This window comes from Pseudoalteromonas sp. C12FD-1 (genome assembly GCF_037414265.1).
GTDB lineage: Bacteria > Pseudomonadota > Gammaproteobacteria > Enterobacterales > Alteromonadaceae > Pseudoalteromonas.
On the sequence record NZ_JBBEVD010000052.1, the window covers coordinates 253,674 to 270,751 of the forward strand.

Here is a 17,078-nt window from a genome sequence, read left to right on the forward strand (position 1 = left end):
TAATCTTTAGTATAAAGTTAATAACAATACTGACAAAAAAGACACACAATGAAAAAATCAGTTTATGTACCCGCAGTACTGTGTAGTGCACTTATTGCTACAGGGTGTTCAGAAAATAACAAACCTGAACAACAGCAACCACCTGCACACACACAAAATGAACTTACAAAGCCGGTTGTATATCAAGTATTTACCCGTTTGTTTGGTAATACCCAAACAGCCAATGTGCCATGGGGCACTAAAGAGCAAAACGGCGTAGGTAAATTTGCCGACTTTAACGATGCAGCCCTCAAAGGCATTAAAGAGCTAGGTACCACGCACATTTGGTATACCGGTGTATTACACCATGCGTTAGTGGGCGATTATACCGACTACGGCATTTCACAAGATGACCCCGACGTAGTAAAAGGGCGCGCAGGTTCACCGTACGCAATTAAAGATTACTACGATGTTAACCCTGATTTAGCTGTTAATGTGACAAACCGCATGGGGGAGTTTAGCCAGCTTATAGAGCGTACACATAGCCACGGTATGAAAGTCATTATTGATATAGTGCCTAACCATGTAGCACGAAATTACCAATCACTTGGAAAGCCAAAAGGCGTAGAAGATTTCGGCGCACAAGACAACACCAGTAAAACGTACGATAAAAATAACAACTTTTATTATGTCCCTGGGCAGTCATTTCAAGTGCCTACTTCTACAACCTATACCGTATTAGGTGGAAAGGCTCACCCGCTTGCAGATGGCTTTTTTGATGAAACACCCGCTAAATGGACAGGTAACGGTGCCCGTGCACCAAAACCCGATATTAACGATTGGTACGAAACAGTAAAAGTAAATTATGGCGTAAAGCCAGATGGTAGCTACGATTTTGCTCAATTACCAAATGATTACAAGGACAAGGATTACCGTGCTCATTATGCGTTTTGGCAAGACAAAGAGCTACCGGATAGCTGGTACAAATTTAGAGACATTGCGCTTTTTTGGCTAGACAAAGGCGTTGATGGCTTTAGATATGACATGGCCGAAATGGTACCTGTAGAGTTTTGGAGCTTTTTAAATTCATCAATAAAAATGCACAAAAGCGATGCCTTTTTATTGGCCGAAGTATATAACCCGTTAATGTACCGTGCCTATATTCAGCAAGGTAAAATGGATTACCTTTACGATAAAGTCGGTTTTTACGATACCTTAAAAGCGATAATGCAACTTAAACAACCTGCCACTAGTATTTTTGATGCGCATCAAAGTGTGCTCGATATAGAGCAGCACATGCTGCACTTTTTAGAAAATCACGATGAGCAACGCATCGCAAGTCCAGACTTTGCAGGTAATGCCCAGTGGGGTAAACCTGCTTTAGTAGTTTCTAATTTAATTAGCCGCGCGCCAACGCTTTTATATTTTGCTCAAGATGTGGGAGAAGATGGCTCTGAAAACGCAGGATTTGGCACAGCCACACGTACCAGTATTTTTGATTACATTGGCGTGCCAGCGCACCAAGCATGGATGAATAACGGCAAGTTTGACGGCGCTAACTTAACCGCAGAGCAAGTAGCACTGCGTGACTACTACAAAGCAGTTATGTCACTTAATAGTTTACCTGCTGTAGTGGGCGGGGAAATGTCGGCACTTAACTTTGAAGGAAGTGAACGTGTTGTTGGTTTTACCCGCTCTTTAGGCCAGCAAAGTGTGTATGTGTTAAGTAACTTTAGCGAACAATCTCAAACAGTTACGGTTAATTTATCAAAGGCACAATTAGGTGCAATGAGTGAAAATACACTATTAAATGATTTACTTGAAAATCACACCCCCCAGCTTAAAGCTCACCCGCAAGGCGCTACATTTAACCTAACACTTGATGCATTTAGCAGCGCAGTATTAACAAATAAGGCTAGCAATGAATAATCAAAATTATACCGATAAGCCAAATTTAAGTTTTTGGCAAATATGGAACATGTGCTTTGGCTTTTTAGGCATACAATTTGGTTTTGCTTTGCAAAACGGCAATGTGAGCCGAATATTTCAAACATTAGGCGCACAAGTTGATGATATACCCATTTTATGGGTTGCAGCCCCACTTACAGGCTTAATTGTGCAGCCTATTATTGGTTACTGGAGCGACAAAACGTGGGGCCGTTTTGGCCGCCGCCGTCCGTTCTTTTTTATAGGCGCGGTGTTAACAACGCTTTCATTATTTATTATGCCGCATTCCCCTACGCTTTGGATTGCCGCCGGTATGTTATGGATTATGGATGCGTCAATTAACGTAACCATGGAACCGTTTAGAGCACTTGTAGGCGATAACTTGCCAGAAAAACAACGCGCTACCGGTTATGGTTTACAAAGTTTTTTTATTGGTATTGGTGCAGTGTTAGCCTCGGCGCTACCTTGGATGATGACCAATTGGTTTGACGTAAGCAATACCGCAGCGCCAGGGCAAATTCCTGAGTCTGTGAAATACTCATTTTATTGGGGCGGGGTGGTGTTACTTGTTGCTGTGCTTTGGACCGTGGCGCGAACTAAAGAATACAGCCCAGAACAATTAGCAGCTTTTGAAAAGCAAAGCGCTCAACCTACATCTAGCAAAGTGGTTGATATTAACTTTAATAAAGGCGCTATTATTTTTGTGGTACTGGGTTTAGCAACTCTTGCATTAGTAATTGGGTTATCGCTTGAAAAGGAGCTTTACCTACTTGCTGGTGGTTTATTAGCGTTTGGGATTGTGCAGTGGATTGCAGCAGCGCTTAAAAGTGCTAATAAAACACAAGGGGGTTTTTACCAAGTAGTACAAGATGTATTTACTATGCCAGAAGCTATGAAGCAGCTTGCATGGGTGCAGTTTTTTAGCTGGTTTACGTTATTTGCCATGTGGATTTACACCACCGCAGCAGTAACAAGCTTTCACTATGGGAGTAGCGATGCAACCTCTAAAGCCTTTAACGATGGTGCAGATTGGGTGGGTATTTTATTTGCCGCTTACAATGGTTTTGCCGCTATTGCCGCTATGTGTATTCCGTTTTTAGTTAAAAAAATGGGATTAAAAGGCGCGCATTGCTTTAATTTATTACTGGGTGCGTTAGGTCTTGCAAGCTTTATGTTTATTCAAGACCCTAAGATGTTACTTATTCCTATGATTGGGGTGGGTTTTGCGTGGGCATCTATATTATCGCTACCTTACGCCATGTTAAGTAACGCACTACCTAGTAACAAAATGGGCGTTTACATGGGTATTTTCAACTTCTTTATTGTTATACCGCAGTTACTTGCCGCCAGTATTTTAGGGCTTATTTTACGTCACGCATTTTCAAATCAGCCTATTTACGCATTATTAATTGGCGCAGCGTCGTTTGTTGTTGCCGGCATTGCGGTAATGCGCGTTAAAAATTCTAATTAAGGACACACAATGAAAAAATATAACCTTATAACCGCCTCACTTTTAACATTAGGCTTAACAGCTTGTGGCGCACAAAACACAAGCACAGCTAATGAAAGCACCACAGCACAAGTTAAATCGGCACCTGGCGCACCAGGTGTAGAGCCATTTTGGGCTTATGCAGGTAAAAGCGGTATTGGTACGTCTTACGAGCAATACCAAAAAGGCCAGTACAGTGATTCAGCTGCAACGGGGGATGTGTCTAAAGTATGGTTTTCAATTGCTAAAGGTATGATCACCGAAACCATGTTTGGACTTATTCACCAAGCGCAAATAAAAGATATGCAGTTTGTTGTAACAGGTAAAGACTTTACCGTTAGTGAAGCTGATGAATTAGATGTCAGCATAGATTACTTATACAAAGATGCACAAGGCCGCCCACTTTCGCTTGCTTATAAAGTAACAAGCACTGATAGAAAAGGCCGCTTTAGTCTAGAAAAACACATATTTACTGACCCTGACGGGCAAACCCTGTTTGTACGCAGCATATTTAATACTGAGCTTGAAGGACTAAAAGCGTATGTGTCTGTTAATCCGTACATTAATAATAACGGCTTAGATGACTTTGCTAGAACAACAGAGCAAGGGCTAGTTGCATGGGAAGATGATAATTATTTATCACTTCAATCAGCAACTCCTTTTAAGGCTAAAACAGTTGGCTTTACAGGTAAAAGCGATGGCATTAACGCACTTAAAACAACGCAATCTTTACAAAACCAGTACACAAATACTGGCGAAAATGCTGGTAATGTAAGCATGTTGGCTGAGCTTGGTGAAATAAGCGCTAACACCACCTTTGATTTAGCATTGAGTTTTGGAAATACGCAGCAGCAAAGTATTCAGCAAGGTGAACAAAGTTTGGCAAAAGGGTACCAAGCAGTGCTTGATCACTATAATGGTATAGGTGAAGCGCTCGGCTGGGAAGATTACCTACAAAGCCTAAAACCGCTTAATACCATGGTTGAACAAACTGCCGATAACGGCAAGCTTTTATACACCAGCGCCATGGTTTTAAAAGCACAAGAAGATAAAACACACGCCGGGGCATTAATTGCCTCTTTATCTAACCCTTGGGGCGAAACGGTTTCAGCAAAAGAAGGCTCAACCGGTTATAAAGCGGTATGGGTGCGCGATTTTTATCAAGTAGCTATGGCATTTATGGCGCTCGGTGATACCGCCACCGCAAAAACAGCATTCGAATACCTTGAAAAAGTACAAGTAAACAGCAAAACACCAGGTAATAACGGCGATACAGGCTGGTTTTTACAAAAAACACATGTAGATGGTGAGCTTGAATGGGTAGGTGTACAGCTTGATCAAACCGCTATGCCTATTATGCTCGCCTGGAAGTTACATAAAGCTAATGTACTTAGCGATGAAGAGCTAAAAAGCTGGTACGGCAAAATGTTAAAACCCGCGGCCGATTTTTTAGTTGATGGCGGCCTTGCTAAAATTTTATGGAACGACACGCAAATTACACCACCTGCAACCCAACAAGAACGCTGGGAAGAGCAAGAAGGTTACTCACCTTCGACTACTGCGGCAATAGTCGCAGGCCTTATTACCGCCAGTGATATTGCAACACTAAGTGGTGATGATAAAAACGCAAAGCGCTACCTCGCAACGGCTAAAAAGTACAACAACGATATTGAATCGCAAATGTTTACCACTAAAGGTAACTTAAAAGGCGATAATAGCGATGGTGAATACTTTATTCGTATAGGCCAAGATACCGATGCAAATTCAGACACTAAAATTAACGCTAATAATGGCCGCGAAGGGTTTAATAAAAAGCAAATACTAGATGGCGGGTTTTTAGAACTAGTACGCTACGGCGTACGTGGTGCTAACGACGAAAGCATTGTTAAAACACTGCCTGAGTACGATGACGAAACGCTTGAAAATAACCTGCAAGTTAAATACAGCTTTAGTTTTGACGATGGCAGCGGCACATTTGCAGGCTACCGCCGATATGGTAACGACGGCTACGGCGAAGATGAAGTAACAGGCACTAATTACGCAGAGGGCGGCAGCAATACACCAGGGCAACGCGGTCGTGTATGGCCATTTTTTACAGGTGAACGTGGCCACTATGAAATAGCTGCAGCCAATGCAAACAACGCCCTTAATGATGCAAAACAAGCCCAAATTAAAAACAGCTATGTTAAAGGCTTAGAGCAATTTGCCAATAACGGCCTTATGTTACCTGAGCAAGTTTGGGATGGCGTAGGAGTCAACAAAGCAGGTTATAAGCTAGGCGAGGGCACTAATTCAGCAACCCCATTGGCATGGACACATGCTGAGTACGTTAAACTGGTACGATCATTGAGTGATAAACAAGTATGGGATCATTACCCAGTTGTAGAGAAAGCCTTAAAGTAGAGTTACTTTGAAAAATTTAAAAGCCATGGTTAATAGCCGTGGCTTTTTTGTATTTAATTGGGGTTTAATGTTGAGTAAGGACAATGAAGTTGAGTGATAAATTTTTAACTACTACCCCTAGCAATTAATACCGGTGGCAAAAGGGTGCTTTGCACTTCTTCTTCACGTATTAATTTAAGTAGGTTTTCTACCAGCATTTGCCCTGCAACGGTGGTGTCTTGCGCTATGGTAGTAAGCGGTGGATTTATATAGCTTGCAATAGCTATGTTATCAAAGCCTACAACGGCTACATCGGTAGGCACTTTTATGTTGGCTTCCTTTAGGGCGCGTATTGCACCAATGGCTATTAAATCACTGGCGGCAAATAAGGCGTTAAATTTTATATTATTAGCAATAAGTGAGCGTGTTGCATGATACCCCGACTCCTCAGTAGAAATTGCATTTGCCATTTTTCGCTCATTTATAGCTACGTTATTAGCTAATAGCTCGTCTTTAAAGCCTTGAAAGCGAGCAAAAAACTCTGGGCTATGATCAGATGCATCACCAATAAAGGCACAATCTGTACGGCTATGCGCAATTAAATGGCCTGCTGCAAGTTTACCCCCGCCGTAATTATCACAGCATACGGTGAGGTCAGGGCGGTTATCTACAGTGGCGCCCCAGCAAACAAACTTGGTGTTTTGATCAAGCAGGGTTTTAAATTTTGGCTGAAAGTCTATGTAATCACCGTAGCCGAGTAAAATAATGCCATCGGCTCTGTGGCTATCCTCGTAATCGGCTTGCCAATCAGCACTTGCTGATTGAAACGAAACCAGTAAATCGTAACCTTCTTTTGCACACGCTCGGGTTATGCTCCCCAGCATAGATAAAAAGAATGGATTTATTTGTGATTCATCAGAAGTAGGGTCTTCAAATAATAATAAGGCTAGCGTGCTACTTTGTTGGGTACGTAAGTTGCTGGCATTTTTATCAACTTTATAGTTAAGCTGTTTTGCTATATCGTGAACGCGCTTGCGTGTTTCTTCATTAACAAGGGGGCTGTTACGTAAAGCACGAGATACCGTTGATTGTGAAACCCCTGCATAATGGGCAATGTCAAATGAGGTGGCTTTACCTTTCATTGTTACAACTTACTTAAATGCTAAATAATTGTGTCATTTTCGACTATTAGTGAATTATTTCAAGCTTTTTGCGATTTATTATTGATCTAATCCTGACACCGGTGTCATAATGCTAATGTTTTATCATTTTGTTGTCAAAACGTATTAGCTGCTACTTACTAGTAGCAGCCTTTTTTTACTGTGATAGCTACTTTGAGGTGATAGCTCAAAGTGTATAAATAACAACGCAATGCCGTTGTAAAATAATAAGCATAAGCCGCTTACACAAAAGAGATAATACCATGAGCCAAAATTCGTCTGCCCAGTTTACTCCCATTTTAGTCGCCGATATAGGCGGTACTAACGCTCGCTTTGCATTAATCACCGATTTTAACGAGCAGTCAAACCAATTTGTTATTGAGCATATTAACATATTTCCCAGTGCTAATTTTGGATCTTTAGAAAGCGCGCTTGAACAGTATTTAACAACTATTCCTCATGTTACACCTACTCGCGCATGTTTGGCGGTTGCGGGCCCAATAAAAGCAGGCCAAGTGCATTTAACAAATTTAGGTTGGCACTTTAGTGTGAGTGAATTTAAAGCACATTTTAATTTAACACAATTAGAAGTCATTAATGATTTTGCAGCATTTGCCTACGCAGCGCCTTATTTAGATGCTACGCAAAATATTACAATTAAGCCAGGCCAGGCTGATGCAAATGCAAATATTGGTGTTATGGGCCCAGGTACAGGTTTTGGTGCTGCGTGCTTAGTGCGTACTACTGCGCAATCTACGGCAGTGTTAAGCTCTGAAGGTGGCCATATGACGCTTGCTCCAGTAAACGAGCTTGACTCTTTATTAATAAATGAGCTTCGTAAAGAGCATCCTCATGTGTCAATCGAAACTGTATTTTCAGGCCCTGGTATTGCACATTTATACAAAGCAATGGCAGCAGTGAAAGGGATTCCAGCTAAAAACTTAGATGCAGCGCAAATTAGTAGCTTGGCTAATAGTGGCGAGTGTGAAGTATGTGATGCAACACTTAATCAGTTTTGTGATTGGATAGGCAGCGTGGCAGGTGATTTGGCGGTAGTATACGGCGCATTAGGTGGCCTATTTATAGGCGGTGGCATTTTACCACGCATGCAAAGCAGATTATTAGAAAGCCGTTTTGTAGAGCGCTTTTCGCAAAAAGGGGTAATGTCGCAATATGCAGGTCAAATTCCGGTTACGTTAGTAACACAAGATAACATTCCGCTTATTGGCGCTGGTGCGTGTTTATTTAACAGCAAATAGTTTTTTGCTTAATGGTTGTATTTGGATAATGAACAAATGAAAAAAGTAACCATAAATAGTGTAGCAAGCCATGCTGGGGTTTCTAAAAAAACCGTGTCGCGGGTTTTAAATAATGAGCCTAACGTAAGTGCGGCTACGCGCGAAAAAGTGCTTAAAGTATTTAAAGAACTTGATTATACGCCAAACCCAATAGCACGAGGCCTTGCCCAAAATCGCAGCTTTATTATTGGTTGTTTATACGACAACCCCAGTAAAAGTTATATAACACGTGTACAAACGGGTGCGCTTGCTGCGTGTAAAGAGAATAACTATAACTTACTAATTCACCCATGCGAATTACGTGGCGACGATTTAATAAACGATATAGAGCAGCTATTACAAACATCGCGCCTAGATGGCGTTGTACTCACACCACCATTTGGTGATTTTGAAAAGCTTGCTAACTTTTTGAAAGCAAAAAAAATCCCGTATGCACGGGTTGCATCAGCACTGCTTGAAGATGATTCAATTTCGGTGCGCAGCAATGACGAGCAGGGCGCCTATGAAATCACCGAGCATTTAATTTCGCTTGGACACAAATCTATCGCCTTTATTAAAGGTCACCCAGATCACAGTGCAACTCAGCAGCGCTTTAAAGGTTACAGACGCGCTTTAGCAAGTCACGGTATAGAATTTGACGAGCGACTAGTAGAAGAGGGTAACTTTAGTTACCACTCAGGTGTAGACAGTGCGCGTAGTATTTTAGATCTATCACCAAGGCCTACGGCTGTATTTGCATCGAATGATTACATGGCGGCGGCGGTACTAAAGCTTGCCACACAACGCCAATTACGCGTACCGGATGATATATCTATTGCAGGGTTTGATAACGCACCAATTGCACGCCATATTTGGCCTGGTTTAACAACAATTGCACAACCTGTAGAAGAAATGACTAAACAAGCTGTAACGCAGCTTATATCGCATATTTCACAGCCGCAAGAACAGCCTTATCAGGTAACACTTGAATCACGTTTAATCACCCGCGAGTCAACAGCTGCAATAAAATAGCCCCCATTTTTGTTTTTCACAGTAACCCGAATTTGAGTGACGCTTATTCGGGTTTTTTTTGTGCGAATTTTAGCAAATAAACTAAAATTAGCGTGGTCATTAATTGTTCACGTTAAATTTTTAGACTATTTTTGTTACTCAGGGTTGACACCGGTGTCAATGCTATGCGTTAATACAGTGACACCGGTGTCAGGGTTGTTGTGAGAGGCTCCCTGGTAGCGTACCTTTGAACGGGTAAATCAAAGATGCTCAGTGCAGTTATTTACGTGGAGTCTGTAATTGCAACTGAGCCTTTTTCCTCTAACTAATAGAGATGAGCTAAATTATGTTGCACCCTCGCATTGAAGAAGTCACCCAGCGCGTTATTGAACGCAGTAAACAAACCCGTCAAGATTATTTAGATCGTATTTCGCACGCAAAAAAACAAACAAGAGTTCGTGCCGGACTAGGCTGCGGAAACATCGCTCACGTTATGGCGGCATGTAGCAGCGACGACAAAGCGCGCTTAAAGGCTGATGAGCAGCCAAATCTTGCTATCATCAACTCATATAACGATATGCTTTCGGCCCATGTGCCATACAAAGACTACCCAGATTTAATTAAAGACCTTGCAACTAAGTACGACGCAACAGCACAAGTTGCTGGTGGCGTACCTGCAATGTGTGATGGTGTTACGCAAGGGCGTGACGGCATGGAACTATCGCTTTTCTCTCGCGATGTTATTGCAATGTCTACAGCGGTTTCATTATCGCATGATGTATTTGACGGCGTTTTTTGTTTAGGCGTATGTGACAAAATTGTCCCAGGTTTATTGATTGGCGCATTATCATTTGGCCACTTACCTGTGTTCTTTTTACCAGCAGGGCCAATGCAATCGGGTATTCCTAACAAAGAAAAAGCACGTATTCGCCAAAAATTTGCACAAGGCTTAGTAAGCCGTGAAGACTTGCTAGAAGCTGAAAGCGCGTCTTACCACAGCGCAGGTACTTGTACGTTTTATGGTACTGCTAACTCAAACCAAATGCTTATGGAAATAATGGGCTTGCACCTTCCTGGTAGCTCGTTTATCAACCCATACACAGAGCTTCGCGATGGACTAACAGGTAATGCTGTAGAAACTATGCTGAAGCAGCTTACAGATGATAAAGAAAGCCCGTGTCTAGCAGATGTGATCAGCGAAAAAACCATTATTAATGGTTTAGTTGGCTTACTATCTACAGGCGGCTCTACTAACCACGCTATTCATATTGTTGCCATTGCAAAAGCGGCGGGTATACAAGTAACGTGGAAAGACATGTCTGATTTATCAGAAGTTGTGCCACTACTTACGCGTATTTACCCTAACGGCTCAGCAGATGTAAATCATTTCCAAGCTGCAGGCGGTATGGGCTTTTTAATGCGTGAATTAGCTGGTGCAGGTTACTTGCATACTGATGTTAAAACAATGCTTGGAGAAGGCTTAGCGCCTTACATGATGGAGCCGCGTTTAGATAAAGACGACAGCTTAATTATGAGCAACTCTACAGGTCCTTCTAAAGTTAAATGGGTAGATTGCCCAGAAAACTCACTCGATGAAGAAGTGCTGCGTCCAATTAGCAATCCATTTAGTAAGCAAGGTGGCTTACAATTACTTACGGGTAACCTAGGTAAAGCAGTAATTAAAGTCTCTGCGGTAGCAACTGAGCACCAAGTAGTAACAGCCCCAGCTAAAGTATTTAGTTCACAAGGCGAACTGCAAGAAGCATACAGCCGTGGCGAGTTAAACCAAGACTTTATTGCTGTGCTTAAAGAGCAAGGCCCTAAAGCTAAAGGTATGCCAGAGCTTCATAAATTAACGCCAGTAATGGCAACTCTTCAAGACGAAGGCTTTAAAGTAGCCATTGTGACTGATGGCCGTATGTCGGGCGCATCAGGTAAAGTGCCTGCTGCTATTCACTTAGCACCAGAAGCTGTTGAAGGTGGCATTATTGCAAAAATTCTTGAGGGCGATTTAGTAACACTGGATGCGCCAAACGGAATATTAAAAGTACATGTTAGCGACGAAGAGCTTGCTAAGCGTGAACTACAACTTAGCCAACCAAGCTTAACCTTTGGTACTGGCCGAGAGTTATTTACTGGATTTAGAAATATTGTAAGCAGCGCCGATTTAGGTGCGAGTGCTTTTGGACTTGAATAATAATTGCCACACACTGGGTAATGAGGAACAAGTAATGAGTATTGAAAAAATCTTAGCGTCGGCACCTGTGGTGCCAGTGGTTGTAATCGAAAAACTAGAAGATGCAGCACCACTCGCTAGAGCGTTATACAACGGTGGCCTAAAAGCACTTGAAATTACGCTACGCACGCCTGTTGCAGTTGAAGCTGTAAAACTAATGAAAGCAGAAGTTCCAGACGCTTATGTTGGTACAGGTACAGTGGTTGATAAAGCAAGCTTTGATGCTTCAGTAGAAGCAGGCGCTGATTTTATGGTTAGCCCAGGTGTAAGTGATGAATTATTAGCATTAGCTAAAAATTCAGACATTCCCTTTTTACCAGGTGCAGCAACTGCGAGCGAAGTTATGCAGTTAGCAAGCCATGGCTTTAAGTATTTAAAATTCTTCCCAGCTGAAGCTGCTGGCGGAACAGCAATGCTTAAGTCGATTGGTGGCCCATTACCACATATTACTTTTTGCCCAACAGGTGGCATTAGCCTAGCAACCGCACCTAACTATTTAGCACTTAATAACGTTATTTGTGTTGGTGGTACGTGGATGCTAGATAAGCAACTAATTGAAAACAAAGACTGGCAAGCCATTGAAGCGCTTGCTCGACAAGCAAGTGAAGTTAAATAGGAGTCTAAAAATGATTAATGTAGCAATTAATGGCTATGGCCGTATCGGTCGCAACGTATTACGTGCACTTTACGAGTCAGCACAAAACAGTGAAATTAAAATTGTAGCAATTAACGACTTAGCACCGGCTAACGTAAATGCACACTTAACACAATTTGACTCAGTTCATGGTCAATTTTCTCAAAAAGTAACACTTGAAGATAACACCATGTTAATTGGTGATGACGTAATTACTTTAACGCAAGAGCGTGACCCTGCAAACTTACCGTGGAAAGAGCTAAACGTAGATATCGTTTTAGAATGTACAGGTTTTTTCACTAAGCGTGAAGACGCCGCTAAGCATATTACAGCAGGCGCTAAAAAAGTTATTGTATCAGCACCAGGTAAAGACTTAGACGCAACGGTAGTACACGGTGTTAACAGCGATGTAATTAACGCTGATAGCAATATTATTTCTAACGCTTCTTGTACCACTAACTGTTTAGCGCCAATTGCTAAAGCAATTAACGACACAGTAGGTATTGAGCAAGGCAGCATGACTACAATCCATGCTTACACAAACGATCAAAACTTATCTGACGTCTATCACCCAGATCTATACCGTGCACGTAGTGCAACACAATCTATGATCCCAACTAAAACAGGTGCTGCTGCCGCTGTTGGCTTAGTACTTCCTGAGCTTGCGGGTAAATTAGACGGCATGTCGGTACGTGTACCTACTATCAATGTTTCTTTAGTAGACTTTACGTTTATTACTAAGCGCGACACAACAGCTGAAGAAATCAACGAAGTAATGAAAGCCGCAGCAACAGGTTCAATGAAAGAAATTTTAGAGTATAACGAGCTTCCGCTTGTATCTATTGATTTTAATCACAACCCTGCGTCGTCAATTTTTGATGCAACGCAAACTAAAGCTGATGGCAAACTAGTTAAAGTAATGGCTTGGTACGACAACGAATGGGGCTTCTCAAACCGCATGTTAGACCAAGTTAAAGCATTAGGTCAGTACTTATAATTGACCCTATAAAAGTTTAGCTTTATCCAACCAAGCCTGCATTATGCAGGCTTTTTTATTTTGATTACTTTATACCAAGTTGTTTAATAAGGTGCTTAGCCCTTTAAAACTAGGGCGCGATGCAATAGCTGTATTTACAGCACGCGCTGCTATATCGGACATTTTATCAAACAGTTCGTTTTGCTTATCGTTAAAGCTTACAGTACTTAGTAAATCCTCAATTAAACACCCAAAAGCGCGAACTTCAATTAACTGTATTTGCTGTTGCTGATACTTGCTAAGCATGGCTAAATTTGTTGCAGCACCAAAGTCGCCAAATAAAACATCGTACTGTTCATTTATCATGGTGTTGTGTGCGTAAATATCGCCATGGCTTACGTAATTATCATGTAGGTGAGTTAGCGTATTTGCCATCTGTTTTGAAATTTTATAAACAGCTTCAATAGGGTAATTACAACCATCATTAAATGTATCGCGCGTACACGTTTCTAAACTTGGTGGTAAACCCAAATTTGTATAATTGGTATCTATTAATTCCATTACTAAGCCAAGCTGTGTGCTTTGCTCTATGTAACTTAATACGTTTATTAAATTTTTATGGGAGCCTACTTGTAAACAGCAATTTACTTCATCAAGTGGGTAGCCATCGCTCGTTATTGCCCCTTTAAACAATTTTACCGCCACATCGCGGTTTGCTGTTTTAGCTAAATGAATAACGCCCGATGCACCTTGGCCAATTACTTTTTTAAGTTTAAAATTTTCAAGCGGCGTGTTTTGCAAACGACTGTTAGTTAAGCACTGCGCTTTATTAAATGTATTACCGGCAAAGGCAAGCCAAGCAAGTTTTGGTAATTCTAATAGCCAACCATCAAGTTTTGTTAGGTTATTAGCAGAGAGCCTCACAAGCTCTAGATTAGTACAGTTAGCCATACTCTCGGGTAGGTGTTTTAGGCTATTTCCTGCAAGGGCGAGTTTTTTAAGTTTGGTGTAATTACCAAAGTCTTCAGGCAACGCGCTTAATTTGTTATCGGTCAGTATTAACCATTCAATATTTTTAGGTAAGCTGTTTAATGCAAACTGTGTTATTTGATTGCCTTTAAAGGCAACCATAATTAAAGCAGGGCACTTAGCGAGTACTTTAGGTATATGTTTAAACTGGTTAAACGATAAAAACACCCGTTTAAGCTTTGTTAAGCTTGCAAATTCATCAGGTAGTGTAGTGAGATTATTGTTTGATAAATCGAGTACTTCGAGGGTGTCTGCAAGGGTTAAAATTTCTAAAGGAAACTCAGTTAAGCCATCAACAAGTTGTAAGCGAGTAACACCATTCAACCTACCAGCTTTAAGCTGTGCAAGGGTATTCATAAATTTTCACAAGCCTTTTAAAATAAAAAAGCCAACATGGCTGTTGGCTTAAAATAAATACGTTTAGTAAAGTTTAAAATTGCGCGTTATGGTAAACGTTTTGCACGTCGTCACAATCTTCAAGCATGGCTAAAAAGCGTTCCATTACTTCTACGTCTTCACCTTCAATTGGGGCTTCAACTTGTGGTACAAACGAAATCAAGTCTACGTCAAAATCTGTAATCCCCATTTCTTCAAGTGCTGTGCGTGTGTTGTTGTATTCAGTATGCGGAGCAAAAACCGTTACTTTGCCGTTCTCTACTTCTACATCTGTAACATCAACATCGGCCATCATAAGGGCTTCGAGTACAGCTTCATCGTCATCGCCGTCAAAAACAAAAATAGCGAGGTGATCAAATAAATGTGATACCGAATTTTGCGCGCCAATTTTAGCGTTTGCTTTGGTAAAACAAATACGTACATCAGCAAACGTGCGTTTATTGTTGTCTGTTAAACAGTCAACAATAATCATACAGTTGCCAGGGCCGTAACCCTCGTAACGTGTGGCTGCGTAATCTTCACCGCCACCGCCTTTCGCTTTTTCTATTGCGCGTTCAATTACGTGTGCCGGTACTTGGTCTTTTTTAGCGCGCTCAATTAAACGGCGTAGCGCAAGGTTGCCATCAGTATCGACGCCACCGTTTTTAGCACATATGTATATTTCTTTACCGTACTTAGAATAAACTTTAGTTTTAGCACCCGCAGTTTTAGCCATTGAATCTTTTTTGTTTTGGTAAGCTCTTCCCATCTGCGTTTCGCCTTAATATATGTAAATTATTGAATAAAATTGCAAGTCGGTATTCTAAAGGTAAAGCGGCAGTATCGCCAGTAAATGGCTGTAATTAACCAAAGTTCAAGTTAATTAATCTTCCTGCTGTTGTAATTGCCACATTTGAGCGTATTGAGCTTTTTTTGCTAAAAGTGCTGCATGTGTGCCTTGCTCTACCAGCTCACCGTTGTTAAATACCAGTATGTTATCGGCATCGATAATAGTAGAGAGCCTATGCGCAATCACCACGCTAGTATGGTTTTGAGTAACTGCACGCATTGCGTTTAATATTGCTTGTTCAGCGTGCGAGTCGAGTGCTGAGGTTGCTTCATCAAAAATTAAAATAGGGGAGCGCTTTAAAATAGCGCGTGCAATGGCAATACGTTGTTTTTCGCCGCCAGATACTTTTAAACCGCGCTCGCCAACCAGTGTTTTATCGCCTTGCGCTAATGTTGAAATAAAGTCTTTTAAATGGGCCATTTCTATTGCTTTATCTATTTCAGCATCGCTCGCTGAGGGTCTGCCATAGGCTATGTTTTCTCGTATAGTGGTATTAAATAGCACAGTGTCTTGTGGCACTATAGCAATGGCACTGCGCAGGCTATTAAGTGTAACTGAATCTATGGCTTGGTTATCTATAGTAATAGTGCCCGAGTTCACATCGTAAAAGCGATACAGTAACCGTGCTAATGAGCTTTTACCCGCGCCACTTGCCCCTACAACAGCTACTTTACTGCCTGCTTTTACTTTAAAGCTAATGTTATTTAGTATTGGGCGACTGGCATTGTAACTAAAGCTTACATTATTAAACGCTATATCGCCTTGGGTAAGTATTAGGTTTTGTGCATTAGGTTGCTCAACGACTTGTGGCTTTTTATTAAGTAAACCCAGCATGTTTTCTAAATCGGTAAGCGCGCGCCTTATTTCTCGATACACAAATCCCAAAAAGTTAAGCGGTAAAAATAATTGGATCATGTAGGCGTTTATCATTACAAGTTCACCAATTGTTAAAGCGCCAGTTACCACTTCTTTGGCGCCTAACCACATCAGCGCCGTTATAGCACTTGCTATAATTAGCGCTTGGCCAGAATTAAGCGCAAGCAACGACATTCTATTTTTCAAGCGGGCGGTTTCCCAGTTTGCTAAAAAGGAGTCGTATGTTTTTGCCTCAAATTCTTCGTTATTAAAATACTTTAGAATGTTATAAATTAGGAACTGTTATAAATAAGTGTAGAAATAATAAATATCTAATAATGCGATTTTTTGTTAGCTGTATAAGTGGGTGTGAAATCCATAAGCGCTCAGTGAGCTTTAAGTTTTAAAGTAGCACCCAGACACTTCTTACCCCAAAGAGTAACGATACACCTTGACGGTGTGAGAATTGAACTTCCTAGCTTTCACTAGACAGCTTTTAACTCAGAATACTACGCTTCTTCAAACTTAGAAGTTCAGTAAGGATAGAACAGACATTAAATATATAAAGACTTTTGGGTTTTCTATCCGCAATTAAGCCTTTGGTAAAATGATAAGATTAAGCTTGTGATGAACCTAAACAACCTTTTCAATTTCGAGAGCTAAAGCTTTTGAAGATAACCAAGGGTTATTCATGGTTAAATTATCATATTGAGTGGTTTTAGTTAGCAACATAAAGAAAAACGCTACTAGCATTCTTCTCTGCGCAGCAGAGGCAAGAGCAAATTGTTCAAAAGAAAAAAACAACAAATATACTAATTCCCTTAAAAAATTTTCTTTACCTATTCCACGACAATACAGTCATTTATTTAAATAAGTAG

Annotated in this window: 11 protein-coding genes and 1 pseudogene; 8 read left to right on the plus strand and 4 right to left on the minus strand. The window is 41.1% G+C overall.

Annotated features, from left to right (window positions below; all coding sequences use genetic code 11):
• The first annotated feature begins 48 nt into the window (after positions 1-48).
• Genes WDB87_RS08390 through WDB87_RS08400 form a run of 3 tightly spaced genes read left to right on the plus strand, consistent with a single transcriptional unit; the run spans position 49 to position 5,818 of the window.
• Positions 49-1,908 carry an alpha-amylase family glycosyl hydrolase gene (locus tag WDB87_RS08390; protein ID WP_337849599.1) on the plus strand — a complete coding sequence of 620 codons (1,860 nt, stop codon included), beginning with the start codon at positions 49-51 and terminating at the stop codon, positions 1,906-1,908.
• A complete protein-coding gene (locus WDB87_RS08395) occupies positions 1,901-3,397 on the plus strand; it encodes an MFS transporter (RefSeq protein WP_337849600.1) in 1,497 nt (498 codons plus the stop codon). The genes WDB87_RS08390 and WDB87_RS08395 overlap by 8 nt, the downstream gene beginning before the upstream one ends.
• 9 nt (positions 3,398-3,406) lie before the next feature.
• Positions 3,407-5,818 carry a glycoside hydrolase family 15 protein gene (locus WDB87_RS08400; RefSeq protein ID WP_337849601.1) on the plus strand — a complete coding sequence of 804 codons (2,412 nt, stop codon included), beginning with the start codon at positions 3,407-3,409 and terminating at the stop codon, positions 5,816-5,818.
• Between the two features lie 104 nt (positions 5,819-5,922).
• Here the strand turns inward: WDB87_RS08400 and WDB87_RS08405 are convergent, their stop codons facing one another.
• Positions 5,923-6,939 carry a LacI family DNA-binding transcriptional regulator gene (locus WDB87_RS08405; RefSeq protein ID WP_337849602.1) on the minus strand — a complete coding sequence of 339 codons (1,017 nt, stop codon included), beginning with the start codon at positions 6,937-6,939 and terminating at the stop codon, positions 5,923-5,925.
• A 281-nt stretch (positions 6,940-7,220) separates the two neighbouring features.
• On the opposite strand from WDB87_RS08405, the gene glk reads away from it, so the two are divergent.
• The 5 genes from glk to gap all read left to right on the plus strand — a co-directional run bounded on the left by glk (position 7,221) and on the right by gap (position 13,112).
• Positions 7,221-8,216: a glucokinase gene (gene glk, locus WDB87_RS08410; protein WP_337849603.1), complete on the plus strand. Its 996-nt coding sequence runs from the start codon at positions 7,221-7,223 to the stop codon at positions 8,214-8,216.
• Between the two features lie 36 nt (positions 8,217-8,252).
• A complete protein-coding gene (locus WDB87_RS08415) occupies positions 8,253-9,266 on the plus strand; it encodes a LacI family DNA-binding transcriptional regulator (protein WP_024034047.1) in 1,014 nt (337 codons plus the stop codon).
• A 325-nt stretch (positions 9,267-9,591) separates the two neighbouring features.
• The gene (gene edd / locus WDB87_RS08420; protein WP_286247288.1) at positions 9,592-11,442 is read left to right on the plus strand and encodes a phosphogluconate dehydratase; all 1,851 of its coding nucleotides are present in this window, start codon (positions 9,592-9,594) and stop codon (positions 11,440-11,442) included.
• A gap of 34 nt (positions 11,443-11,476) precedes the next feature.
• On the plus strand, positions 11,477-12,097 hold the full coding sequence (eda, locus tag WDB87_RS08425; protein WP_286247290.1) for a bifunctional 4-hydroxy-2-oxoglutarate aldolase/2-dehydro-3-deoxy-phosphogluconate aldolase: 621 nt from the start codon (positions 11,477-11,479) through the stop codon (positions 12,095-12,097).
• A 10-nt stretch (positions 12,098-12,107) separates the two neighbouring features.
• On the plus strand, positions 12,108-13,112 hold the full coding sequence (gap, locus tag WDB87_RS08430; RefSeq protein ID WP_055014983.1) for a type I glyceraldehyde-3-phosphate dehydrogenase: 1,005 nt from the start codon (positions 12,108-12,110) through the stop codon (positions 13,110-13,112).
• A gap of 69 nt (positions 13,113-13,181) precedes the next feature.
• On the opposite strand, the gene WDB87_RS08435 is transcribed toward gap, so the two are convergent.
• The 3 genes and pseudogenes from WDB87_RS08435 to WDB87_RS08445 form a co-directional block, all read right to left on the minus strand.
• A complete protein-coding gene (locus tag WDB87_RS08435) occupies positions 13,182-14,477 on the minus strand; it encodes a leucine-rich repeat domain-containing protein (protein WP_337849604.1) in 1,296 nt (431 codons plus the stop codon).
• 73 nt (positions 14,478-14,550) lie between these two features.
• The gene (locus WDB87_RS08440) at positions 14,551-15,264 is read right to left on the minus strand and encodes a YebC/PmpR family DNA-binding transcriptional regulator (RefSeq protein ID WP_055017806.1); all 714 of its coding nucleotides are present in this window, start codon (positions 15,262-15,264) and stop codon (positions 14,551-14,553) included.
• A gap of 114 nt (positions 15,265-15,378) precedes the next feature.
• Positions 15,379-16,497: pseudogene (locus tag WDB87_RS08445) on the minus strand (ATP-binding cassette domain-containing protein); the annotation flags it as partial.
• Between the last annotated feature and the right edge of the window lie 581 nt (positions 16,498-17,078).

Bases quoted from the DNA above. Each gene is read 5' to 3' on its own strand.
- WDB87_RS08390 (WP_337849599.1), top strand. From the start codon at position 49: ATGAAAAAATCAGTTTATGTACCCGCAGTACTGTGTAGTGCACTTATT.
- WDB87_RS08395 (WP_337849600.1), top strand. From the start codon at position 1,901: ATGAATAATCAAAATTATACCGATAAGCCAAATTTAAGTTTTTGGCAA.
- WDB87_RS08400 (WP_337849601.1), top strand. From the start codon at position 3,407: ATGAAAAAATATAACCTTATAACCGCCTCACTTTTAACATTAGGCTTA.
- WDB87_RS08405 (WP_337849602.1), bottom strand. From the start codon at position 6,939: ATGAAAGGTAAAGCCACCTCATTTGACATTGCCCATTATGCAGGGGTT.
- glk (WP_337849603.1), top strand. From the start codon at position 7,221: ATGAGCCAAAATTCGTCTGCCCAGTTTACTCCCATTTTAGTCGCCGAT.
- WDB87_RS08415 (WP_024034047.1), top strand. From the start codon at position 8,253: ATGAAAAAAGTAACCATAAATAGTGTAGCAAGCCATGCTGGGGTTTCT.
- edd (WP_286247288.1), top strand. From the start codon at position 9,592: ATGTTGCACCCTCGCATTGAAGAAGTCACCCAGCGCGTTATTGAACGC.
- eda (WP_286247290.1), top strand. From the start codon at position 11,477: ATGAGTATTGAAAAAATCTTAGCGTCGGCACCTGTGGTGCCAGTGGTT.
- gap (WP_055014983.1), top strand. From the start codon at position 12,108: ATGATTAATGTAGCAATTAATGGCTATGGCCGTATCGGTCGCAACGTA.
- WDB87_RS08435 (WP_337849604.1), bottom strand. From the start codon at position 14,477: ATGAATACCCTTGCACAGCTTAAAGCTGGTAGGTTGAATGGTGTTACT.
- WDB87_RS08440 (WP_055017806.1), bottom strand. From the start codon at position 15,264: ATGGGAAGAGCTTACCAAAACAAAAAAGATTCAATGGCTAAAACTGCG.